Origin of the sequence: Larkinella arboricola, from assembly GCF_003259745.1 — a bacterium.
Classification (GTDB): Bacteria; Bacteroidota; Bacteroidia; order Cytophagales; family Spirosomataceae; genus Larkinella; species Larkinella arboricola.
The window spans coordinates 817771-843432 of sequence record NZ_QLMC01000004.1 but is presented as its reverse complement, the minus strand read 5'-3'; the positions used below and the strand labels follow the sequence as shown (position 1 = coordinate 843432).

General features: G+C 45.2%; 17 protein-coding genes. 1 reads left to right on the top strand and 16 read right to left on the bottom strand.

The window, feature by feature from the left end:
- From LX87_RS19145 to LX87_RS19080, 14 genes are all read right to left on the bottom strand, one after another.
- Window positions 1-467 (bottom strand): NAD-dependent epimerase/dehydratase family protein (locus LX87_RS19145; protein ID WP_374755136.1); only part of this gene is annotated, 467 nt, incomplete at its 3' end.
- 87 nt (window positions 468-554) lie between these two features.
- Window positions 555-1886 (bottom strand): UDP-glucose dehydrogenase family protein, encoded by a 1332-nt coding sequence (locus tag LX87_RS19140; RefSeq protein ID WP_111629859.1) that lies wholly within the window; start codon window positions 1884-1886, stop codon window positions 555-557.
- Between the two features lie 135 nt (window positions 1887-2021).
- Complete coding sequence (locus LX87_RS19135) at window positions 2022-3746, bottom strand: WcaI family glycosyltransferase (protein WP_229310724.1); 1725 nt, start codon at window positions 3744-3746, stop codon at window positions 2022-2024.
- Between the two features lie 38 nt (window positions 3747-3784).
- Window positions 3785-4651 (bottom strand): glycosyltransferase family 2 protein, encoded by an 867-nt coding sequence (locus LX87_RS19130; RefSeq protein ID WP_111629858.1) that lies wholly within the window; start codon window positions 4649-4651, stop codon window positions 3785-3787.
- Window positions 4652-4728: 77 nt separating this feature from the next.
- Window positions 4729-5823, bottom strand: coding sequence for a glycosyltransferase family 61 protein (locus LX87_RS19125; protein ID WP_111629857.1), 1095 nt, complete (start codon window positions 5821-5823; stop codon window positions 4729-4731).
- 31 nt (window positions 5824-5854) lie between these two features.
- Complete coding sequence (locus LX87_RS19120) at window positions 5855-6406, bottom strand: DapH/DapD/GlmU-related protein (RefSeq protein ID WP_111629856.1); 552 nt, start codon at window positions 6404-6406, stop codon at window positions 5855-5857.
- Window positions 6399-7514, bottom strand: coding sequence for a glycosyltransferase family 4 protein (locus LX87_RS19115; RefSeq protein WP_111629855.1), 1116 nt, complete (start codon window positions 7512-7514; stop codon window positions 6399-6401). Before LX87_RS19115 ends, LX87_RS19120 begins: the two co-directional genes overlap by 8 nt.
- Before the next feature lie 17 nt (window positions 7515-7531).
- Window positions 7532-8782, bottom strand: coding sequence for a glycosyltransferase (locus LX87_RS19110; protein WP_111629854.1), 1251 nt, complete (start codon window positions 8780-8782; stop codon window positions 7532-7534).
- Window positions 8757-9953: a glycosyltransferase gene (locus tag LX87_RS19105; RefSeq protein ID WP_111629853.1), complete on the bottom strand. Its 1197-nt coding sequence runs from the start codon at window positions 9951-9953 to the stop codon at window positions 8757-8759. Before LX87_RS19105 ends, LX87_RS19110 begins: the two co-directional genes overlap by 26 nt.
- 72 nt (window positions 9954-10025) lie before the next feature.
- Window positions 10026-11741: a hypothetical protein gene (locus LX87_RS19100; RefSeq protein ID WP_111629852.1), complete on the bottom strand. Its 1716-nt coding sequence runs from the start codon at window positions 11739-11741 to the stop codon at window positions 10026-10028.
- Between the two features lie 5 nt (window positions 11742-11746).
- Window positions 11747-13273 carry a lipopolysaccharide biosynthesis protein gene (locus LX87_RS19095; RefSeq protein WP_111629851.1) on the bottom strand — a complete coding sequence of 509 codons (1527 nt, stop codon included), beginning with the start codon at window positions 13271-13273 and terminating at the stop codon, window positions 11747-11749.
- A 77-nt stretch (window positions 13274-13350) separates the two neighbouring features.
- Window positions 13351-14019, bottom strand: a complete 669-nt coding sequence (locus tag LX87_RS19090; protein WP_111629850.1) for a sugar transferase — start codon at window positions 14017-14019, stop codon at window positions 13351-13353.
- 65 nt (window positions 14020-14084) lie between these two features.
- Window positions 14085-16421, bottom strand: a complete 2337-nt coding sequence (locus LX87_RS19085) for a GumC family protein (RefSeq protein WP_111629849.1) — start codon at window positions 16419-16421, stop codon at window positions 14085-14087.
- A gap of 10 nt (window positions 16422-16431) precedes the next feature.
- Window positions 16432-17235, bottom strand: a complete 804-nt coding sequence (locus tag LX87_RS19080; protein WP_111629848.1) for a polysaccharide biosynthesis/export family protein — start codon at window positions 17233-17235, stop codon at window positions 16432-16434.
- A 1449-nt stretch (window positions 17236-18684) separates the two neighbouring features.
- On the opposite strand from LX87_RS19080, the gene LX87_RS19075 reads away from it, so the two are divergent.
- Entirely contained in the window at window positions 18685-19017 is a 333-nt protein-coding gene (locus tag LX87_RS19075; protein ID WP_111629847.1) for an IS5 family transposase, read from the top strand.
- A 332-nt stretch (window positions 19018-19349) separates the two neighbouring features.
- On the opposite strand, the gene LX87_RS19070 is transcribed toward LX87_RS19075, so the two are convergent.
- Complete coding sequence (locus tag LX87_RS19070) at window positions 19350-20822, bottom strand: capsule assembly Wzi family protein (protein WP_111629846.1); 1473 nt, start codon at window positions 20820-20822, stop codon at window positions 19350-19352.
- A gap of 630 nt (window positions 20823-21452) precedes the next feature.
- The gene (locus LX87_RS19065; protein WP_111629845.1) at window positions 21453-25124 is read right to left on the bottom strand and encodes a malectin domain-containing carbohydrate-binding protein; all 3672 of its coding nucleotides are present in this window, start codon (window positions 25122-25124) and stop codon (window positions 21453-21455) included.
- Between the last annotated feature and the right edge of the window lie 538 nt (window positions 25125-25662).

Sequence of the window (25662 nt, the reverse complement as noted above, 5' to 3'; positions counted from 1 at the left end):
GGACCATACAGGTTGGTGGGCATGGCCGAGATAAAGTTACAGCCGTACTGGCTGCGGTAGGCTTCACAGAGCTTGATGCCGGCAATCTTGGCGATGGCGTACGGCTCGTTGGTCGCTTCCAGATACCCACTCAGCAGGTACTCCTCCTTCAGGGGCTGGGGCGCCAGCTTGGGATAGATGCAGGAAGAACCCAGAAACAGGAGTTTTTTGACCTGATGCTGGTAGGCACTATGAATGATATTAGCCTCAATCAGCAGGTTATCATACAAAAAGTCGGCCCGGTAGATGTTGTTGGCCCAGATCCCGCCCACTTTGGCCGCGGCCAGCAGCACATACTCGGGTCGCTGCTCGGCAAAGAAGTCGGCGACGGAGGCCTGGTTGCGCAGGTCCAGCTGGGCGGAGGTACGGGTGATGAGGTTGTGGTAGCCCTTGTTCTGCAAACAACGAACCAGGGCCGAGCCTACCATGCCCCGATGACCGGCTACATAGATTTTTGAGTCTTGATTCACTACTGATTGAGGTTGATTCAATACGATTTCGAATGTAGTTTTTAATTAAGCCGGTTGGGTCACGCCCTGAGTGATGGCTTCCCGTCCGATACTGTAGTAGGTATAACCCAACTCCTTCATCTGATCCAGCTCATACAGGTTCCGACCGTCAAAGATCACCTTGTTCTTCAACAACAGCTCCATCTTGCCAAACTCAGGGGTGCGGAACATTGGCCACTCAGTCATGATCACCAGCGCATCAGCATCATCCAAGGCCGCATACGAGGTGTGCGCATAGGTGATCTTGTTGCCCAGCACCTGACGAACGTTCTCCATCGCTTCCGGATCATACGCCGTCACCTTCGCACCCGCAGCCAGCAGCGCCTGAATGTTCTCCAGAGCCGGAGCCTCCCGGATGTCATCCGTGTAGGGCTTGAAAGCCAGCCCCCACACCGCGATCGTCTTGCCCTTCAGATCTCCGTTGAAGTGCTCATTGATCACCGGCAACAGCTTGGTCTTCTGCCGGGCATTGACTTCCATGACCGACTTGAGGATCTTGAAGTCATAGGCATACTCCTGGGAGGTCTTGGCCAGTGCCTGCACATCCTTGGGAAAGCAGCTGCCCCCGTAGCCAATACCGGCAAACAGAAACCGCTTACCGATACGGCTGTCGGTACCGATGCCCCGGCGGATGTCATCGACGTTGGCGCCCACCTTCTCACACAGGTTGGCAATCTCGTTCATGAAGCTGATCTTGACGGCCAGAAACGAGTTAGCCGCATACTTGGTCATCTCGGCCGAACGCTCATCCATGAAGATGATGGGATTACCCTGGCGCACCAGGGGAGCATACAGCTTGGTCATGATGACCTTGGCCCGCTCCGACTGCGTCCCGATCACCACCCGGTCGGGCTTCATGAAGTCTTCGATGGCTACGCCTTCGCGCAGAAACTCGGGGTTGGACACCACATCAAACTCCACCTGAGCCGCCAGCGAGATGTACTCACGGACTTTCTCGGCGGTGCCCACCGGCACGGTGCTCTTGTCGACGATGACGGCGTAGTCTTTCATGATCTGACCCAGGTCGCCGGCCACTTTGAGGATGTATTTCAGGTCAGCCGAACCGTCTTCACCGGGAGGGGTGGGCAGGGCCAGGAAGATAACCTCAGCGCCTTCGATGCCTTCGGCCAGTTGGGTGGTGAACTTCAGGCGTCCTTCGGCGGTGTTTCGGTTGAAGAGCACATCCAGGCCGGGCTCATAGATGGGGATGATGCCATTGTTGAGTTTTTCGACCTTGCGTTGGTCGATGTCAATACAGGTAACCTGGTTGCCGGTTTCGGCAAAGCAGGTGCCGGTCACGAGTCCCACGTAACCGGTTCCTACAACTGCAATTTTCATGGTTTAAAGGAGTTTCGTAAACAAAAGTTGGTTCTACTAAAATTTCAAGCAAGGAAGGCTTTGGAATTAGGCTAGTATAAAGTCAATCCAACCGCTGATGCCGTTGGGCAAGGCTCCTATCGTATGCTGTCTTGGTTATTTTCCTACGTTCACCCGCCGATCGGTATCCGCTAAAACCATACGCTCTTCGACGGCAGAATCAGTATACGGGTCCCCAACCACTTCGACTAATTGTTTCAGAAAGGTACTCAGGGTGTTTTCTTTGTCCAGATTCTTTTCGGCATACCGCCGGGCGTTCATCCGGTACACCGTCAGATCGGTCGCAATGTTTTCATTTATTGCTCTCTTCAAAGCCTCGACTGATTCGGGCTCAATCAGAATACCCATATTATTCTTGCTCACAATATCATGCAGGGTCGTTCCGGGTACGGCCGAAACCAGCGCACACCCCCCAGCGGCCAAAATTCCCGTCAGTTTGGACGGCAATACCAGATCGGATGCCGATTTTTTCTGCAAAACCAGGTGAATGTCCGCCGTTGCCAGCAGTGCCGACAACTTTTCGTACGGTTGCAGCGGATAGAAACTGATGTTCGGCAATCCGTAGCTCTGAGCGAGCGCCATGAGTTTATCTTTGCCACCGCCAGATCCAAAAATCAGGAACTTAACGTCGGGGCTGGATGTAAATGAGCGGGCTGCTTCAATAATGATTTCCAGTCCCTGCTTCTCCCCGAGGCTTCCGGCGTAGAGAATCACTTTATCAGAATCCTTCAACCCCAGTTCCGATCGCAGGGATTTAGCCCGCGGCAACGGTTTTACGGACTCGCCATCGACCCAATTCGGGAACAGCACACAGTCAGATTGAAGTACGTTCTTTTGTATTACCTTCCGAACCATTCCTTCGCTGATGGTTGACACGACGGTGCTGTTTTTCAGAATGAAGGCTTCCACCTTAAACATGATGTCCAGAAACCGTTTGTTTTTAATCATGCCCAGGTCTTTGGCCATATCGATTTGCAAATCCTGAATATGACACCAGAGGGGTACGTTAAACAGTTTGCTGTACAGGACGGGAATGACGCCCAGGTGAAAAGGTGGAGACAAACAGATGACGGCATCATACCGTTTGCGGAACAGTACCCGAAACCAATACACTAAGCTACTGGCAACAAATGAAAATTCGTGCAGAATCCGTGTCAGTGAGGTAACTTTCTTAGGAACATACAGCGGACACCGATGCACCCGCGCCCCCTCTACCTGCTCGGTATGCCATCCTTTATTCTTGTGGGAAGCGTGTATGGCCCATTCCGGATAATACGGATGCGCCGTGATTACATCTACTTCCTGATTATGTTTTGCCAACCAGGCCCCCATTTCACCCGTGTATTTACCAATACCGGTGAGTTCGGGAGAGTAGTTGATCCCATAAATTAAAATTCTCATTCTCTGAGTGTTTTTATGACTTCTATCGAAGACTTTTCGAATACCGGCCTTTTTCAGCCCCCACCTACCCAATCCCATACAAAGCATTCCGCCGAGTGTCCCGAACGCGGCTGACAGGCTATGCCCCCAATCAAAATACCGATTCAGCAGTACGAGCTGGCCGGTTTCCGTGAGCAGAATTACACCTACCAGACCTAACCAGGTAATTACCCACCGATGCGTCGGCTGGTGGGTTCGGTCCAGCCATAGGCCGCTAAAAAGACCTAGAAAGACAAACAGGGCGGCATTCATCATGCTCTCAGCGCTGGCCCAGCGTGTCAGCCAGACCGGCAGAAGTCCATGCGTACCCACCGTCAGACCGGGCATCCAGCTGAGGTAAATAATGGACACTACATTCGCCCAGATGACTATGAATAGCAAACTTAAACGCACGGTTAGCTGGGTGAGGTAGTAATATACTAAGATGAAACCTGGTACTCAGGTGTGTGACGTACTGATCGTTTTGTTGGTCGATTATTCAATAATTCCTTCGTCTTTAAGACAATAAAATATTCATAAATTGCCTGAAGCACTGCATAGGTTATACCTGCATAACCGTCCAGAAAACCACCGCGCCAAATGGCCAGATAAAACAGCTTTATGAGTGGACGCCCCGGCACTTTATAAAAAAGGCCTTTCTGGTGATAACGACGCTCACTAAAATCAGGACCAAATAATGCTTTTCGAACAGAAAAATCGATGCCGTTTTCATGTTCCTCAACCCAGCGTTTCGCTTCCATGGATGAGTACTTATTATGTTTGCTAACCCAGTGATCAATTCCTTTTGAAAAGGGATAATGTTTAAAGTATCCGCCCATATCTTCAATCAACCCTTCAACCTGAAGAACTTCATTGATTTCCCGGTGATACGAAGCCTTCCCTTTACGAACCAAACGGATATAAAAAGGAGTCATCTGAGAATGTTTAAGCCAGGTATTCCAGAAGTAATCTCTTCTTCGGATTCTAAAGCCGTTTACACCTTCAGGTGCTTTTAGAACTTGACTTTGCAGTTCCGGCACAAGCTCCGCCGGGATTCGCTCATCTGCATCCAAAATTAATATCCAGGGATGTAAATAGTTTAAGGTGTTTAAAGCCGCATTACGCTGCGTAGCGTATCCATCGAATTTTCGTTGGGTAACTTTAGCACCGGCAGCTTTTGCTATTTCTACTGTATCATCCTCGCTATACGAATCGAACACATGGACATCATTGCACCAGGCAACTGAATCCAGGCAAGCGGGTAAATCCTGCGCTTCATTTTTTGTGAGTATGAGTACTGAGATCATAGCAGCAATGTGTAAGAATCCATATACATAGTTCCGGTGTGCGATTTATAAACCTCTTGTTGACTGTACGATTTTTTCTAATTTTCACTGACACCCTTCAAAGGGTTTGTGACAGGACTAAGTTTTGCCATGAGCTCATTGATACTTTCTTCTGTTAGTATCAGGCTTTGTTTATTTGCTATGTGCTTTTTCTGAACTAAGCTTTTTGGCGATAAACTAACTGTTTCAAATCGAAGATTATAGGTTTTGGCAATGGATGAATAATGTTCAGGAGGAAGATAAGTGCTTCTGAGTTCGACTATAAGCGTTTGGGGATCGCAAAAGATTATGTTAGTTAAAGCGGCCCCATGCAACGCGACCACCACTTCAGCATTTTTCAAAACACGAATCTGGTCCTCAAAGGTCATCCCCTGCGGATTCACAATTGTAAAGCCGAGATTCTCGAGCATAGCCACCAAACGTTCTTCACCAATGAGGCTTCTTTTTGCCTGCTTTCCTCTTAAGAGATAAATCTTCTTTTTCGGAAGAACTGGTTCACCGGTATGTAAACCCTCGAGAATTTCTTTTTTCCAGCTAGGGAACGGTTTATTTAAACCATGATAATCGGCAACAACAAGATCCTTTACTTTCACCGTTTCGAATGGCTTCAGCCGGAATACTTTATCCTTGTCAATTCCCAGCATAGCCAGGGAATTCGTTTCGTATAACTTGGCATTATGATGAAGGATAATGACCCGATCCTTTAGATCGTTTAAATTATACTTCTGTAAAACCAAAAGCCGGGGCAGTAAATCAACCACCCAGTGATAATAGTTATTGAGAGCTTCGGGCGTAATTAAATAGATTGCTTTGTCAATCTCCGCTACATTTTTTCCCACATACGGAAAACTCGAAACCGGATGAAGCGTCTTTCCCCAGGGGAAAGAAACAAACCGCAGATAGAGCTGGTTGAACTTGTTAATAATGGCTCCTCCGTACAGGCCACTGCACACAACGTCGTTTAACTTCCAGACATACAGCCCATCGGCTTCGCCATAAGGACCAAAGAGCTTCTCCTGTTCTTCCGGTTCAAAAGCAAACTCAGGAGCCTTTCCCTTTACATTTCCAATCTGGACCTGTAGGGCCAGCCTGCGTAATAGTTTAAGACTTTTTTGTACGATTGCCGTTGTCATCAGATTGCGCCTGGTTAATGATTAGCTGGCTTTATGCCTTTGCCGGATTGCCTTTTACCGTTGTTCCGGGCCGTACGGACTTTGTCACAACGCTACAGGCCCCAACAATTGCCCGTTCGCCAATCGTCACCCCCGGCATAATAAAGGCCCTCGCGCCAATAAAAACATGAGGCTCGATCAGGATCGGCAGGGTAATCAGGTTCATGGCGGGCTGATCAAACGCGTGGGTTCCCGTACATAAATAGGCTTCCTGCGCGACGGTTGCGTGTTCCCGAATTTCGATTATACCCAGCGAATAGGCATTTGCCCGGTCACCCAGACAGGCGTGGTCATGCAAAATCAGATTCCAGGGAATTTGAATACGGGCCCGCTGGTGCACGAAGGGACGGCCATAGATGGTTGCCCCAAACGCCTTCAGCCAGAACACCCGCCAGCGGTTTGCCGGTTTAGGGGTCCATGCACACAAAAGCGTCCAGACGTACTCCCATAACAGCATCTTAACCCGCTGCTTTACCGTCCAGGGACTGGAATATGGGCTGTCCTGCGCATAAACCGTTGGGCTTGTTACAATACCTTCAGTCATTTGTTTTCAGCATTTGTTCGAACTCCTGTAGAAACTGGTCGGCAATGTGCCTGGTCGAGTGGCTTTCCCGTACCGCAATGGCGTTCGTGGCCAGCGTCTCCCGCAGGGATCGGTTTCCCTGTAAATTCATGATATGGGCAGCCAGTTGATCGACGGCATTGTCAGCACGGTGGTCGAAGATTAAGCCGTTTTGATTGCCCTTGATAAAATCCTGAAAACAAGACAAGTTCGATACAATTGGTGCACAGCCCCAGGCCATCGCTTCCAGCGGAGCCAGCCCGAACGTCTCCCCCTGTTCAGCTACCGAGGGATACACAAAAATCGACGCGTCTTCGTAATATTTATTCAGGGCTTCGGTATTGTAAACCGGTCCAACAAATTCAATCTCGGCACCGTTTGCTTTCTGACGTAACGACTCCACATATTCATCACCACCACCACCACCAGTAACTTTCCATGCACCTACAATTTGTAGTTTAAACGCCTGGTTGGTTTTGCTGTAAGCTTCTACCAATAAATCCAAACCTTTCTCGGGATGCACCCGCCCGGTATATAATATGATTGGTTTCTTTTGGGTCAGATCGACCTCCCTGGCTGGGGTAAAAGGCAGCGGATTCGGAATCATAACAACTTTTTTGTGCTGCATCTCCGGTAATTCATTGCGGGCGGCTACTGCAACCGGGCTCGAATTAGTTCGGAGCCTAGCCACATCTTTGTATAGTTTTAGCTGGCCTTTGGGCATCCGGGCTACGTCAACCATACAAACCTTACGGGTTTGCTTAGGCAATACGAGCGGAGCCCAAAAGGTATTACTCACCACCACATCGTAATTCGTCGAAAACAGTTTACGTCCCCGCAATGTGTATAACAAATCCAGCGCCTTAAGAACTATACCTGATTTGGGCGTATCGTATCCTTTGATGCGCAGATGCTGCACCCCGTCAATCACTTCCGAGTCGGGGTATTCTTTCATGCTCCGGGAGATATGAACCACTTCATGTCCTCTCCGGGCAAATTCTTTTGCTAAGGCAAACCATCTTTTCTCAACAGCTCCTCCCAACATGGGCGGAACCGGAAAAAAAGCTCCCTGAAAAATGGCTATACGCATTAGTAACTAGTTAAGTCCTACACAGATACTTTTTCATCGACCATGCTGTTGCTAGCCGGTTTCACGACCTCCCACAACCGCTGGGCCGCAGCCGGTATGGCAAATTCCCGTTCGAAGGCAGCACGCGCCCGCTGGTTCATTTTCTCCTTTTCGGCGGTCGACAAACGCAGCCAGGTGGTCAATGCCTGCTGAGTTCCTTCCAGCGTGTCGGGCGTTACAATTCCGCACCGGGCGGCTTCAATCTCACGCCAGATATTAACCTGATTAGAAATTAGGACCGATTTCCCACAAGCCAGAGCCTCTACCACCGAAATACCAAAATTTTCCTGATGGCTCGGTAGTGTAAACGCTTCACATCCGTAAAAAGCGCCCCATTTGGCATTTCCGGCAAGCATTCCGGGCAGGAAAACATTCTTTTTCAATAATGGATCATCGTCCACCATTTGCTGTATTTTCTGTCCATAAGCGGTTTCCAGCTTCGGGCCGGCGATGACCAGCTTCGGAATTTCGCCCCCCAGTTCCTGCTGTTTCAGCAGAATATTCCTGTAGGCTTCAACCAGTAAATCAACCCCTTTTTTCTGGTGTATCCGGCTTAAAAACAACCAGTAAGGCTGCTCACCCAGACCCGGACATTTATCCAAAAATGTTTTTCTCATTTCCAGATGAAAGGCGGGAGGGGTAACAATACCGTATCCAACATTGATCTCCTGACTGGGCCGATACGGGCTAAAGGTAGTTCGGGCCAGTTCCAGTTCGGCCTGACAGGTAAACAGGACACCATCGGCCTGCTTCACCACATCGCCCTCAATAACTTTCCAGTACAGCCAATTCCGCAGGGCCTTTAGTTTTCGCCCCTCAGCCTTCTGGAAATACGGGTCCAGCATACCGTGCGGCATGATAAAAAGCCGGGGCACCTTTCCGGCTCCTTTAGTCGGGCCCGACTGCCTGGCTTTAAAGCGTTTCAGGGCTTTGATGGCCGCGTAACTGGGATACAGCCAAAGACCGTGTACAATAACGGCATCAAACCGACCGATGTTCTCGCTAAGCCACGGAATGAGTTTAGGAGCGTAATTCCAGGGACCTTTGCCGGGGCCCACGGCATGTATCGGAAATGAATCCTTACCCAGAAAATCCGCATCAGGACGGTTCAGACAAACTACCTCATTATGAACGCCCATTTTCTGTAGTTCATTGCAGGAGTTTCTGATACCCTGGCAAGGGCCGCCCGAAGCGGGATCCATGCTACCGATAATCCGAAGTATGTTCATGCTTTTTTTCTGTCTGCAAAAGACTATAATAAATTGCTTCGATTTGGTCCAGGGCCTGATTGGCATCAAACCGTTTCGCATTTTCGAGACCGGCTTTCACCGCCTTTTCCCGCTCAGCGCCCTTCAACTGCACGACATGATTTACAACCCGGGCTGCTTGTTTTGCCCAATTTGTGACCTCCTGTTCATTTGCTGGCTGACGGGGAATTAAGAATCCGGCATCACCGGTTACCTCAGTCATAGGAGCAGCATCCGTTGTAACAACCGGACAGCCCGAAGCCATCGCTTCTGCAATCGGCCAGCCAAAGCCTTCCGCCAGGGAGGGAAAAACAAATACCGAAGCACCGGCATAGGCCAGGCGCACGGCCTCGTTATCCATCCCGGTCAAGAAATGAATATCTGACTTATAAACAGATACTTCTCTTCTATCTTTCACAGACTGACCGGGGGGAATACCAATCATCAAAAGTGGCAGGTTCATGCCGCTCAGCTCCCGCCAGGCGTCATAAATTTCAATTACACCCCGACGGTTTTTATACCATTGGTTACCGCCTACGTGTAATAGGTAACCGGCCGTCAGATCCAAGCCAATCTTTTGCCCAAGTACGGTTCTTGCCTCAATCGCGTCTAGAAGCGTAAATGACTGATTTAAACCGTTATAGACCACTTCGGACCGTACCGGAGCGGAAGGCAGGTGTTTATGAAGGTCTTCGCGTGTCTTCTTTGAAACGGAAATGAAATTCTTTCCTTTTGAGTAACCCCGGTGTATAAAAGCCTGATATTGCCGACCGGACCAACTGGTTTTTCGTTCCGAGATTGCACCGAGTGCCGACTGTTGCGCCAGAAAATCATGACAATGAATCACATGAGGGCGGTCGGCCACCAGTGACACCCAAGGCCCCTGCGCGTTATCGGTAAATACAAAAAGGGTATCAGGAGGACAGTCCCTTAAACGCCGACGTACCTCATTCGGAAACAGAATGAACTGATCCATATAACCCAGCCATTTCTTCATACCCTGTGGCACAGGAAGCCTGAACAACCCTGGTGCAGGTAGCCAGGACTGTACTTCATGGCCACGATCCCGCATCCCCTCCAACAGCATATGCGCGAAACGCGGCATACTCTGCGAGCCAAGGAAAGTGGGATGGTTAAAGAAAACAATTCGCATAGAGCTACTTTAAGTTCCAGATTATATAAACTCAATTCAATATTTAGTAAACTGCGATTTACCTTATCTTATTCAATAATTAACACTCCTTTTTATCTCTACGTTTCTGTAAGCTAGGTTCGGCTTTCTAGAGAAAAGGCCTAGAAGCTTTTTTGAAACAATAAATAATAGAAAGTATAATAGGCTAATTTGTATCCACCCACGTATTAGAAAATTAAAAATATTCATAACACTTTCCGAAGTAGATGATGAAGCCATAAATGTAAATGTTGAAGTAATTGGCAACAATCCAATTAAACTCAGATATACAGTATTATAGTTTCCTTTAACTTTATGAACTACAAATAAATCGAATATAAAAAAAGCTAAAACAATTCCAGTAAGCAGTATTAACAGGTACCACCACCCAAAAGCCGCCATACCGGTTCCAGCAAACTGACCTGTTCTAAACCCCCCTAAAGCATTGTATCCTCCGGCTCTTAAGAACAAATAATCCCCGTAAGAACAAGACGTTACAAAATCTTTATTAACATCAATATGTAGAAACTCGAGTACAGGCTTTGGAAAGGTAGACCAAAATCTATCGATGGAATAGTTTCGCATCTCTCTATCTACTTCTCCTATTTTATCAGCAAGTTCAAGAGAAGCATCGTTATATTTTAAATTACAAAACCGAGCTAAAAACAAATTATCAAAATAATGCTCATCCCATTCTGACACTTTTCTATCTACAGCTGCAAGTTTATAGGCCCTAATTGCATCTTTATCTTTGAAAATTTCCAGCGTTCTAACAAGCATCTCCATCTTTGAGATACTTCCTCGCTGACCTCTTACAATAACCATAGCAGTAGCAATATCCGCAAGTGGCCCAGTAACAACGACGAACCCAAGAGCTAGAATAATCACATTCTTTATTGTAAATATCTTCTCATAGTTGAACCGACCAAGTAATAATCCTAAGAAATATGTTATACCAGCGGCTACAAATCCTTTGATAAATAAACTTCTAGCATTTCCTCCAATTCCTACTGCCAGCAAGGCAACTGTGAACAGTATAATTTGTATGTATAGCTTCTTTGTCTTTTTATGAGTAGTACCACCGTACAATTCTTTAAGTAGAAGAAAATATGGGGCATAAGTAAACGGTATGAAGGCTTCCATGAATTTATTTCCACTTCCTTCTGAGTAATTGTTATAGTCCTGTTTCACAAAGAAGTATGAAACAAACATACAAACTAACCCAGTAATACCAATAAACCATATCTGCCCATCGGTTGGAGGAGTATAGAAATATTTGCTAGTCAGAAACTTTTGAAGTTTAACTCGAAATATTCCATTCATCAATTTATTATTCGTATATAAGTGATGGGCAATTAACATCACTACAAAGGCCGCTAAAGAATGAGTAAAAATATCATACGGCATTTTTAAATTAAAAACCAGCTCTTTTCCTTCAACAAGAGTGAAAACGATTGGCAAAAAATATTGTGTTATGGCATAGCCTAACAAAATTAACGTTGATAAGGTAAATCTTGAAAGCTTCGAAGATACAAGAACAAATTTATCTGTTAGCCACCATGCTAACCACACACAGGATACACTAAATAAATTTGCTGGGCTCCAGAAAAACAATAGCTGTAATATTCCAGCTATTGCAATAATGACCGATGACCATTTCTTAAAAACATACAGAAATGGCTCTTTTACCTTTATGGACTTCGTTACCTCTCCCTGTCTACTATCAGGATTAATGTATGGGTAGCTAGGATTTGCTTTAACACTAATCATGCAAGTTAGGCATTAGTTATAAAAAACTTATTAATAAACTGAGTTAACTTAACTTTTGCCAAGTCTGGTGTATTATTCCAATAATACATGCTCAAGCTTAATGAAAATACAGCATAAGTTAAAAGGGCCATCCAAGCCTTATCAGGGAAGGCTTTTAAAAAAACCATGCCTATAGCGGTTATTAAAATAGATAAGATAGCACTATTAGATGCCTTATTTGGCCAACTGAGATTATTAGCGTTGAGCCATTTCTTTGCAAACATAATAAGACCGGAAGCAGTAAATATTTCTGCAACTAAAAGAGCTAACCCTGCACCGGCTAAACCAAATATTGGAATAAAAACTAAAAGGCTAGCTAAAAGTACAAATGCCGAAATAATTGACAGGACTATTTGTTTTTTTAACTGATTGTTCCCTACTATTATTGCCATAGCAGGTTGAGCAACAGAATACACGAGAATACTTGCAGATAAAGCGCCAAATAAAATAGGATCGAATAATATTTTACCCTTTGTCCAAGTAACAAATATTGGCTCAACAACAGCTTGTAGAACCATCACTCCTGGAGACAATACGCATATCAAGACGAACCAGACCGTTCCGAAAGTAGCTTCCATCTTATCTTGTTCTTTTTGATTGAGAAACCTCATCAACTCCGGAAGCATAGGATTGGTAATGGTTAATAAGCCTTGTTGAACAACGTTAGCTCCCGTTCTCATTGTTGAGAAAGCCGCCAATCCGGTTATCCCTACCAATGGTGTCAAAATCAACCGTATACCTTGCTGTCTAAAATTTTCAAAAAAGTACCTTCCTGATAACATCAGGGAGATAAGGTAATTGTTGAACCCTGTTTGCAGGGAACCGGCCTCTTTTTTTATAGCCTCTTTTTTAAGCAATTTAAATATATCGTAGAACCTAAATATGGTGATGATTCCAAGAAATGCGTTTGAACCCAATCCTACCATAAATAAGTTTCCTCCATAAATGACAATAATAACAGACGCTATGGAAGTCAATAGAGGAATGGCGACATCCCACCAGGCCATTCTGGAATAATAACCCCAAACTGATAAGGCTCTAAAAAACAACCCGGTTGTATTTGAGAAAAACGTCCAGCCAGCCCATTGAAAAATTAATGTCCAGCTAGCTTGCCATACTAAATCCTGGTTGATATTGTTTCCCTCAGCCAGAGTATTTGTCAAAAAGTCTGAAAAAGAAAATAGCCCTACTAAAATGACTTCAACAGCTCCTGTTATAAGTAATACCCAGATTCCTGACCAAAGCTTTTTACTAATTTGGACGCTATTATCCTTTCCTAATTTTAAAAACTCGTATCCTAAATAATCGACGTAGCCTCTGTCTAGAATATTTAAAACACTTATTAATGCTTGAATAGCCACCCAAATACCATACGTACTTACATCCCAATAACTAAGAAATATAGGTACTAAAGCAACTTGAATAAGCACAGTAACGCCAATTCTAGCCCAAGAAGCTAAACTGCCAGACACTAATCTTGAAACCGTCGACATAAAATTTGTAAACTTTGTTCTGAAATATGCTAATGGCAAAAACTCACCAGCACATTTCCTTGCCGTTTACGTGTTGATCACCATGCATTCTTATTTCCCTTCATCATTGCTTCAACTGTCCACCAGCAAATTTTCAAATCCAACCAGACGGATCTTTTGCGAATGTAGAAGCGATCCAGATTAATCCGATGACGCATTTGCATATCGTGTGACGTTTCACCCCGTAAACCACGAACCTGAGCCAGGCCGGTAATCCCCGGTTTCACCCGGTAACGTTTCCGATAATTAGGCATATTGTTCCAGAAAAGGAGGTCGTGCTGAACGGCATGTGGCCGTGGCCCAACAATACTCATATCGCCAATGAGCACATTCAGAAACTGGGGCATCTCATCCAGATTTGTTTTCCGCAGGATGCGCCCAATCGAGGTTACCCGATTATCCCCCTTCGTTGCCTGCTTGAAAGAGGCCTCGGGATCATAAGTCATGGTTCTAAATTTTATACAATAGAACCAGTTTCCTTTGTAACCTGTGCGTTTCTGAATGTATAGAACAGGCCCACGTGAGCCTAAACGGATCAGCATCCCAATAATGGGAATGAGCCAGGATAAAACAAGAACTGTGACAAGCAGAGAAAAGACAATATCAAATACACGCTTTCCTAGTGTTCTATAAGCAAGTTTATAGTGCCGAGGCTTTGGCTCTGCATACACATACAACGTTTGGTATTCTGAGTCAACACTAAGCATATATGTTTTATTTACGTTAAGTGTGTAGAAGTCGAAGCAGTAATTTCAAGAGTCCGCAAGTTCTATTATTTACCACTACCTAAACGCCGTTTTTTGTTAGAATCATCATCGCTATAATAGTTACCGTACCCGTAGCTATAATAGTAGGACTCTCCTTCCCCTACGCCATTCAGAATAATGTTCAACTTTTGGAACCGTTGTTCTCTGTACAGTGCATCAACCATCTTCAGGTGGTTTTTCGGCGTATGGTCATGACGTACCAGATACATTGTTGCATCCGCAAACGGAGCAATCAGTTGTGAGTCGGTCACCAGACCAACCGGTGGTGAGTCAACCAGAACATAATCAAAACGTTCTTTCAGTTCGTCAAAAAGCTGGGCCAGGCGGGGCGACATTAACAACTCGGCCGGATTTGGCGGCAACGGACCAGCGGTAATAATGTAATAATTTTCGTAACCCGGAATTGGCCGTAGCAGTTCGTCTATTGTGGCTTCACCAATCAGGTAATTACTCAAACCAGCGCGGTTTTCCATGTGCAGACTTTGATGCAGCTTGGGTTTCCGCATATCCATCTCCAGGATAACCGTAGATCGGTCAACCAGGGCCAGGCTTGCACCCAGGTTCAGGGAGATAAAGGACTTACCCTCCCCGGAAATTGACGAGGTAAACAGCAGCACCTGGCTGTTCGTTGGATGCGACCGCATGAATTGCAGGTTTGTGCGTAATGCCCGGATCTGTTCGCCAATAACCGATTGCATCCGGGACTTAAACACCAAGTTATCCCCTGAATTCTGCTGACTTTTTACAATCTCGCCCAAAATTGGGGTTTGAGTAGCCTCTTCCACATCCGAGCGTCGCAGGACCCGGTTATTAAACATATCTCTGGCGCTGATAAAACCGATTGGCAACAGAAGACCTACAATACCAAAGAGCAGGAAAGTAGTCTTTTTGACCGGTTCAACCGGAATATCATCCGTCCGTGGTTTATCAACAATCCGGCTGTCGGATACCGCAGAAGCAGCCGATAATGCGGTTTCCTCACGTTTTTGAAGCAGGTACGTATACAAGCCATTTTTGATAGCCTGCTGCCGGGTAATGTTTAGCAGCGCGCGCTCCTTGCCCGGTACAGTGCGGATCATGCTTTCGATCCGACGGTTGTTTGCCAGCAAGTGGTTACGGCTACTCACCAACTGCTGCCGCATGTTCTGGATGTTTTCGTTTATGCTAGCCTTAAGCGCTTTAATCTGACTATCCAGCGACTGAATCATGGGACTGTTCGGAGCCATAACCCGGGACGTTTCATCCCGCTTCAACTCCAGGTCCGACACCTTGGCCAATAATCCGGTCAGGACAGGGTCACTTAGGCTCAAGGTAGCAGGCGCAATACTTTTATCACCGGATTGGTTATGAATATAGCGTTCAATCTCAGCCAGACCGTTTATGCGCATCGTGACCTCATTCAGCTGCACATCATTTTCGCGAACATTGGTCAAGAATGTTTGCGCCTGCGCACTTAAATCAGTAATGCCCTCATTTGATTTATACGACTCAACTTCTTTTTCTACTGTTGCCAGTTCACCAGAAATCAAGCCCAGCCGTTCTTCAATAAACCGAAGCATGTTATTTGCTTCCTGATTTTTGTCAGAGATAGCCTCCTTGTTATACTCAGCAATAAGCTGATTCAGGATAATCTCACCTTTATCCGGTACGCTTTCCGACAGGCTCATTTCCAGAACAGACGATTCCTTCAAACCCGGCTCGACTTTCAGACTGGACAAATAGCCCGTGACAGCTTTGGAGTGGGGTTTTACGGTTGCTACAACCGGCGATGTCGTGCTGTTTATAGGCTTTCGGGTAAAGACCCGAAGCTGACCATACGGTGTTTTAATGCTTTGATTAACCGGATAGGTTGTCCCGTTTAACTGGATTACTTTGTCATTCACAAACGTAATTTCCAGTTCATTTGTATAGATCTGGGAATTCGGTTTTTCGAGAATAATACGAATAGGTGATTCTTCGTATACTTCCCGGTTATAGGTTCCGGTTGGAATATAATACCGAACATCGAGCCCTAAGTTAGTTACCACCCGATCCATCAGTGTAAAAGACGTGAGAATTTCGATTTCATTCTCAATAACTTTATTACTGCCGAACAGATTCAGCTCTTTCATAATACCGTCGCCGGAGAGCCCTTTTTTCTTATCGTCTTTAATCAGCAGACTGGCGTGTACTTTATAGACGGGCGGCTGATACAGCAAATAAACATAAGCACCCGCCAGCGCTAACACCAGCGATATGACAAACCATGGCCATTTGCGGGCATAGCGCATCAACATAATCCGCAGGTCAGGCTGTTGCTCTACTTCGTAGACTTGATAGGGATTGTACGAATTAGTTGTCATAATGTAGGTTTTATCTTAATACGGTACGCGATAACGCAAGAGCTATAATGGACAAGGCACTTAAAACTAATGGTATTATTTGATTGGTCCGGTCGGCACTGGCAACACGAACCTTGCCGGGTTCTACATAAACGATGTCATTGGGCCGCAGGTAAAAGTACGGAGACTTGAAAACGTCACGATTAGTTAAATCAATTTGGTTAAACGTCCGCTGACCATTTTCTTCGCGAATAACCAGAATGTTGGTCCGTTTGCCGTAGATCGTAATATCTCCGGCCATACCTAAAGCCGCTGGTAATGTAATCTGCTCATTAGGAATGGAAAACATGGCCGGGCGTGCTACTTCACCGGTTACTGTAATCTGGAAATTCGTGTTCCTTACGTTTACAACAGGCTCTTTTAAATACTCAAGCAATTTCTGACGAATCTGCCCAGCAGCCTGCATATTGGTCAGCCCCTGCACCATCACTTTTCCGATAATGGGCAATTCTATTTGGCCTTCTTCATTGACCAGATAACCGGGTGTATACGGTAAGGAGGTCGTTGATCCCTGTTGCGCTCCGCCCATAGCTGCTATGGTGGCATAAGGATTGAAAAGGGCCGTGGCTTCTGCACTTAAACTGCTCACTTGTACGGATAATACATCTCCAGATTTAATCTTGGGGATATATCGGTTAGCAGCAACGATTGTATCTTTATCGGCTACCCCTTTCTGATACAGTACTAACTCTTTACTGGAAATACAGCTCCCTAGACTCAAAATTAAGCCAATAAACCAATACCCAACCCGAAAATGACGCAAACTTGAATTCATATTCAACACTTTAATAATACTTTAAAATTGCGCCGGTTCTGCGGCCACTATTAGATGATGGAACAAGTTGATACAGTAAACTGATAACGTTGGGCGGAAAAACCTTTCCCTGCGCCAAAAGCCATAGGCTAAGGGCTCCTGGTGAATGGTAAAAAGGTTAGGAGAACAGATTTCACACTTTTATCCAAGTTACGGTTAAGCATATACGTCGATTTTATGATTTACCTCTTTGTTTAACAGGTAAGATCAGTCCAACGATGAATTCTAACTTTCTAGAATTAACTCAACTTATTACTTCTTTTTTGCCAGGCTTTAAAAGATTTACTTCTTCTGCTGTCCTAACTCTGTTCAATGAATTAACCAGCATCTTTTACATCTGCTTCTTCGTTAAGAACATTTGTAACATCCTCCTCTTTGCTCTTCAGAATCCTTTTTGTTACAACTCCCTCGACAGATCAGCAGTATTGCATTTATCAAAACTGGTATAATATATACGTACTTTCAATGCCAAATGGATTAGCTTTAACAGCTTTTATTATGCATTAAAACTTATCACCATTTCAATTCACAATTATATAAGTTGAGTTAAGCCTCAAGTTATATTTTATGGCTTTAAGCTTGTTAAATTCACAGATACTGAATATAAAAGCCCATCATTCATGACGTTGAACAAACATCCTTGCCACTAAAATACATAATGAAACAAACTAAACTATACATGGCTTTTCTCACATCAATTCAAGCATCAAAAATACGCAAATTTTTATTTAAAAAATCAAAAAAAACTAATTCAACTTTCACTTATGTTCTTGCCTTTAATTAATAGACCAATAAACTTATCATTACTAGCCTAAAAATAAGAGTTCTTCACATTTAAACCTAAACTAAATATGAGAATTTACTTTGCAATAACATTTCAAAAAGTGAAAATACCTGTACTGTAATATTTAAAGAATAAAAACCATATTCTGTAAATATTTAACCATAAAAGGCGATCTTAGATCGATTAATAAAAAATATATTTTTTTAGTAAAAAAATTTATATCTCAGCTTAAAGTGAGTAGTTTTACACATCTTGGCTATCGATAAACAAACATAAAAGAAATTCTCAAAAAGAACTAAATGTTGTCAATTAAATTAGCCAAGCGTTGATAAATATACCTGTAAAAAGTTGAATTATAACCGCACAGTTGCTTGTCATTTCTTATTTATCAGTCAAAGCACTTTGTAGATTTTAAATGAAAAAACCCGCCAAAATTGACCTGTATTACCATTTATCGCCATCATTCAAGTTAATTATCAGACACTATGACCTACCTCATAAATATTAATTAAATTATCTAACGGTCAAAACAGAAATTGAGGTTGAGGGAGAAGCTGTGTTGACAATTAATAGAGGAACTTGTTGACAATTTATTTTAAGATAATGCCAATTGGTATTTTTATTTGATGCGACGCTACGAAATTACAGACCAACAATGGCATCGATTGGCGCCTTTACTGCCCGGTAAACCAGGCGATGTAGGGCGAACAGCCACCGATAACCGGCTTTTTATTAACGCTATTTTATGGATTGCCCGTAGTGGAGCTCCCTGGCGAGATTTACCGAGACGTTTTGGCATGTGGAACTCTGTGTACCGGCGGTTTCGGCGCTGGACAAAAGCGGGTGTCTGGAAAAAAATCTCTGAAAGCTGCCAAGACCCTGAACTTGAGTGGCTTATGTCTTATTTAATGAATATTCAGATTCATCAGGACTCTGATGAACTTCAGGCTCCGCCTTGACAATTCCTGAACAGATGTACTATCTGTAGAACCCCTGCTTCATGTTTGTCATCAAATTATTATATAAGCTATCCAGCCTTGTAATTAATTAGTTACAAGGATATCTCCAATAAGGTTCGCTTTTAAATATGCCGGTTAAGAGTTTGGTAGAAAAGATAAAGCCCCAAAAATAGGGGCCTGGTTCAAAAATGGCTTAAACAACGCACGCTAACCTTTTGTATTCAAACAAATGGTAGTTGAAGTCATTATGTAATTTAAAGAAAGGAATTATAAGCCTAATGGCTACAGCAGCCACCAATTTATCATAGTCATATATTGCAAAGGACGTTAGCCTACCATACTTTCCGCAATCCAAGATAACCACCCACTGCATTATCGTACAATTGGCCAGAGTCCAGCGAAACAGCGGCTTGTAATGCAGCCCCACCTAACCAGGATACTGGAACCGATGTACGTAGTATACCCGAGAATTGGTTCACATGTTTATTCTTATAGGCGGGGTTTACAAAAGGGCCGTAGTTTTGACTTAATGCAAAATGAGTTTCCAGTTGAACGCCTGAATTAAAACCGCCCATAAAGGCTACATGGGCCATTTTTACCCGGTTATTAATTATCATGCGTCTTGATCTATTCAAAGGCAACGAAAACTCCTGACGCATGTCTTTGCCCCGCGTTATGAACGGCGTTCCGATAACTCGCTGCCGTGTTGTCCATCCATCAATGTATTGGCTATGGTTGAAATAAGTATCGCCTTCATAGCGGCCCACCAAGTCATCCGGGACTTTATCGCCAGAGGTAGTGTTCAAATATTCGAGTGTTAGTTGGTGCATACGGAATTTATAAGTGCTCCTTCCCATTGTGTTCTTAATTCGAATACCGTATAAACCGTCCATAGAATTGACAAAGGCTAAACCCGATCGATCTTCAAAAGGATGCTGATAGTAAACCAGCAGATTCCACCTGTCAATCATGAGCTCTGTGCCAAAATCAAGTGATCCTAAGTGATTTCCAATTTGGTTGTTAGAATCAATTCCCGGGTAATTCGCGGGCCGGTTTCTGGGCGGTTTAGCAATAATAAGATCCATGTAATCCCTGAAAGAAGAAGGGAGTTTGCCATCAACAGTTAACGACTGCCTCAGGTAATCAGACCGTCCTCCCCACTGCACGTTGTGAATGATTCCGGCGTAGAATTTAACTTTCCACTTTGGCTTTCCAAGCCGGAAAAACAACGCTTTTTGATGCAGAAATGAACCCTGTACCGAGTCGGTATTAGGGAACCATCCGTGGGCATATAAAAAATTAAAAGCAACGAGACTTTTTGTAAATTTTAAGGGGACAAATCCGTTGGTTCCTAACTGCACTTTCGGAATGGGCGTCGCATTCTGTGACCAGGAATAAAAACCCGACGAATACGTTGAATCGCCCAGTCCAATAATTTCCCGCCGTTTGCCTGCATAAATATAGAAGCTCCCGACGCCACCCATTGCATACGCTTCAGGAAGTACCACCTGGCTGGTTTGGGCAACATTACCTGCCGCATAGACCCCATAGTTGGCAAACCAGCGGCTGCGCTGGGCCGTGCTATCGCCCCGCCACTCTCCTTGTGCTCCCAGCCGTACGGTTCCTACTGGAGCGGTTAATGGAACAATACCGTATTGATTGGCGCGTAACCAGAAAGGCATTCGTTTGGTTGATGAAGCGAAGGCCCCAACCTCAGCCGAATAACTTCCGGTAAAAGTCTGTTGGGCAAAGAGTGTACTGGCAGCCAGAAAAAACAAGAGAGAAAGTGTGTAATGTATGCGCATAGCCTGCGTTAGAAAATTTTAATTCTGCCTTTCAGTAGCCGGAGAAACATCGTGGAAAAGATAACACCATTCCCCGGCCTATTGATAGATTTATTATGACTCGTTGAGGCAACCGCATAAACTGCACGGAATCGAGCTGTGCGAATTAGAATCAGGGCGATTCAGGAATAGATAATACTTTAACGGCACGGTAGCGGTCTAAATCTGATTCGGTAAGACACTAACTTGTTATAATATTCCCATTTCTGCTTTTCCGCAAGCGTAAAGACAGCGTATCAGTTTGTAAGTATAAAAACTATTATCCTAAGTTCTGATAACTATCATACTTATTTACTTAATGGTCTTCCGGAAACGATACAATATATAATAATACAAGGCTTGTTGCCAGACGATAGCACGAAGTGATGAATCGAGAAAATAGTATTTTTTCAGGGTGCCATCCAACACCAGTAGCTCATTGACTTGCAACTCCCCACACTTGCCAGGACTACCGCTAACCGCTCGCTATCGGCCTGTGTCATGCCCGTGGTTTCGAGGGGCGGATTATTCATCAATGAAAAGCCGCTCAGGTGCAACGAATTTCGTTTCACCTGAGCGGCTTTTCGGAACTGCTTATTTAAGTCTGACTATTTATTGGTGCTTCATCAGCTTATACTGTTTGGCCCCCACGCCTTCGCCAACCTGCAGGATGTATAAGCCCGGTACATATCCCTTTCCTAAGTGGATTACCTGTTCGGTCTGTATATCCGCCAACTGCTGTACCACCCGGCCATACGTATCATAAATCACCACGGGCAAGGGGCCTTCTCCCCGGCCTTTAACCCGAATCGTAAACGACTCGTTGAATGGATTAGGATACGACGTGATTTGTAGACCGGCTGTTTCCGCGCTGATACCGGAACTTAACCGGGCCGTGGTAGCCCCTACGCCAACTACCTCAATAGCCGATACCTTCGCGTTGTTGGCACTGCCCCGCGAGAAATTGATGTTCAGCATACCATCCCGTACGGTTGTGGTGAACGTCTCTCTGATCGCGGAAAAATCACCACCAGCTTTAGTGAAGACATCAAATTCCGTCAGTTTGCGTTCGCCCTCTATATCTACATTAAACTTCCGCTGACCGGCTCCTCTGGTATACACTTCGGCAAAGTGCAGAATTACCTGGTAAGTCCCGTTGGCGACCGGTAGATTGTACGAAAAGTTTCCATACCGTTCTTTTTTATAAAGATCATCGTCGACCGTATTCTTGATGTCTTCACCAACAAAGCTTGAGTAGACATCTCCTCCATTGACATAGCTATCCGCACTGAACACTTTTCCATCTGACGTCGTATAAGCCTCTCCTCCGGCATTGATCCGGTAAACGCTTGTTGCGGGCTGCTCCGGTTCATCAGACTCGTACGCTGCGCTTTTAATCAGAACAACCCAATCCTGTAACAGAAATGAGTTGGGCGGAAAGCCAATTGACCTGCTGCCTTTGCCCGAAATAGTTCGAACCGTACCGTCTTGCAGACTGCCTCCGTTACGCGGGTCATACCACTGAACCGTGTACGTACCGCCACCCGTGTTGATATGGGCCGTTCCGCCATCCTTCAGGTACAAGACATACAATTTACCTTCCTGTCCTAACACCCAGCCCCGGTTGGAGTTATCCATCGGCACAACGTCTTTCAGCGGAACGTAGCTGCGGAAAAAGTCCATCGCGTAGCGGGTAAAGCGGTACATTTTGGCCCGCGAACGGTAATCTTCAGCCGCCAGGTCGGTTTCGCCCGTATGGCCTCCGAAGTAATATTCAATCCCGGCACCACCTGCCATCAGGTTGCCCCACAAACATTCTTTGCGAATCTGATCCTGGTTGTCAGGAATAATCCCCCGGTTACCTCTATAATCGGCATCGCAGGCTACCCCCACGGAGTTCTGTTCATCGTTGGCCACAATCCACTTCTTACCGGCTTTAGTCGATTTTTCTACCCATTCCAGCGTTTCCTTGTAGACATTATTCCAGTCGGTCTGAATGGAAACGCCCGTATAATCTGCCTTATCACCCAGCAAAGGGGTATACACTTCACCCTGTTGCTTGACGTTGGTATGAATAACAATGTGGTTCTTATACGGATCATGCTCGTAGAAGTACTGCGCCATGTCCCTGCGTTGCTGGGTGGTCTGGATATTCTCTTCGCCCATGTTCCAGTTCAAGGCCAGGTGGTGACCAAAGCGGGCAATCAGCTCCCGGTAGTAGAGCTTGCGCTGCGTGCCGACATTGCCGCCATCCAACAGCGTGCAGTTTTCCCGTTCCTGAGTCTTAAAGTGCAGATACATGCCCAGCTTCTCACCGTGTTCAAAGACGGTTTCCCACTGATCGAGCTTCGAGCAGTCAAACCGCGAAAAATCGTTCGGGCTCACATACGGATAGACGTTGCGGTCATCACCATTAACGCCCATCGTAATGAAGGAGAAAACGTTCATCTGCTGGCTGGCCAGGTAATTGACGGCCCCGATGATGCCCTTACCTTTACCACCCTGCCAGTTGGGGTCACCTTCTTTCCAGTCCTTTACGTGTGGACCCCAGGTTTTGCGCCGGTTACCAATGTTGGTGGTATTATCAAAGTCGGCGTACGAAAGGAAGTTCTCGGGTGAGTCGACGCCCCCTTTGATAAAGTATTCACCCGTTTCGGCAAACTGCATGTAACGCTCGCCCACATACTTAAGGCGCCCTTTGGCCCGCAGGTCAGTACCGGTTTTATTGGTCGCCTGTACGGTAAACCTGCCCGACTTGCCATCTACGAGTTCAACAGCGTTGCCGGCATTGGCATCGTCGCTGACGGCAATGTTGGTTCCTTTGCGCATGGAGATGGTATAGTTCCAGACCCCGGTTTCATCGGGTGAGAAATGGACTTTCCAGATATTACCGGAACTGGCACTGGTCTGGCTGGCGTTGCCATCGGCGGCAAAGTAGCCCGGTACTACGTAGCGTTTAGCGCCTTTGGTAAAGGTTACGTTCAGGCGGTAGTTCAGGAAGGGATTTTCAGCTGCAGTTTCTGAACTTTCGGGTCCTTCAATAGCCAGCGTGATCTTGTGCCATTTTCTCAATTCACCCTGCACAACTACATTGGCTGGGGTGTGGTTATCACCCGGTTCTTCCTGAGGAGAATCACTGGAAATAACCGTAAACGTAACCGTTAGTGGAGTACCGGCTTCGCCCGAAGCGTTATACGGCGTCGCCTTGAGTGTATGGGGTCCCAGGGAGGGCGTCCAGTCATAGTGGCCCTGATCTGCATCACCCGCCAGCGTGTAAGGAGCTACCGTCTCGGTACGAAAGTTCTCGTTGCCATCCAAAGCAAAAACGACTTTGCTAATCGTGGAAGAATTAGTATTAGCCCGAACGTTTAGCATCTCCCCCGTTAATCTCAGGTCAATCTGGGTACCATTCTGCAACGGACCCAGATCGGTATTCGTGCTGGCACTAATCAGCGTAAAGCCGGTTAACGCATTATTATCGGGTGTACTGGCAATTACCGTGAAGCTCACGATCAGCGGTGTTCCGACCTCCCCTGCCGGCCCATACGGCGTTGCCTTGAGCGTATGAGAACCCAGAGAAGGCGTCCAGTCATAGTGTCCTTGATCTGTATCACCCGCCAGCGTATAAGGAGCCACGGTTTCCGTCCGGAAGTTGTCGTTATCATCCAGCGCGAAGACCACTTTACTAATGCGCGATGAATTGGTATTGGCCCGCACATTCAGTAGCGTCCCTGTTTTAGTCAGGTCAATTACTTCTCCATTCTTTAGTTGAAGTAAATCTGTACTCGTCGAGGCATCAATCAGGGTAAAACCGGTCAGTCCATCAGCATCGGGTTTGTCATCGCCCGTTGATGTGGAGGCAACAACTGTAAAGGTAACAACCAGTGGTGTGCCTGCTTCCCCCTCAGCATTGTAGGGCGTTGCTTTGAGTGTATGGACCCCCAGAGATGGCGACCAGTCATGCGGATCGCCCTCCTTATCGCCCGCCAAGGTAAAAGGAGGTTCTTTTTCCGTTCTAAAATCAGCATTTCCATCCAAATCAAAGACAACCTGGGTGACCGCTGAGGAATTAACATTAGCCCGAACATTGAGCAGGTTGCCCGTCACACTAAGATTGATGATACTACCATTCTGCAAAGCCCCCATCTCGGTATTGGTCCTGGAGTTAAGAAGAGTAAAACCCGTCAGGTTCTGGGCATTGGTTGAAAATTGCAGCAGTGTTAGCAGAATTAAATAATAAGCAAAGAGCTTATAGCTCCTCCTTTTTGGGGATAGTTGTTCCATAGATAGGACAAATTTTAAAAGTAAAGATGTTACAATAAATGCACGAGCTTTCGCTCAGCTAAACACTAAAAATAAAAAACTACAGAGTATATTATGGGGGTAAAACCGGCCTTAAACCCAAATGTTCAGGCCCTTCAAATTCAGATTTTAACCCGAGCTAGTACATTATTACAAGTACTCAGTAGCATTTACTTATGATGTAGTATTAAAAAAATTGAAGTCTATTTGTGATGTGTTTGGTCTAATAATAAGATCAATAAGCCAATAATCATCATAAACACTAAAAATATGATTGCGAATTGACAATAGATTAAACTTCTTATAACACTAAATAAGTCAACAAGAGATTTAAAACAATCATTAGGCTTTTACAAACTGCACTTTTCTAACATAATTCATATTTTTTAAACAATTTGTTTAAAAAATATGAGTACCGTTCAATAAAAGTTCTATGATTAACACGAGAGCCAATTTTTATCGGCTGAAGACGGGGAGAAAACTATAAGTACTCTATTACGCTCATAGACAACATATTACA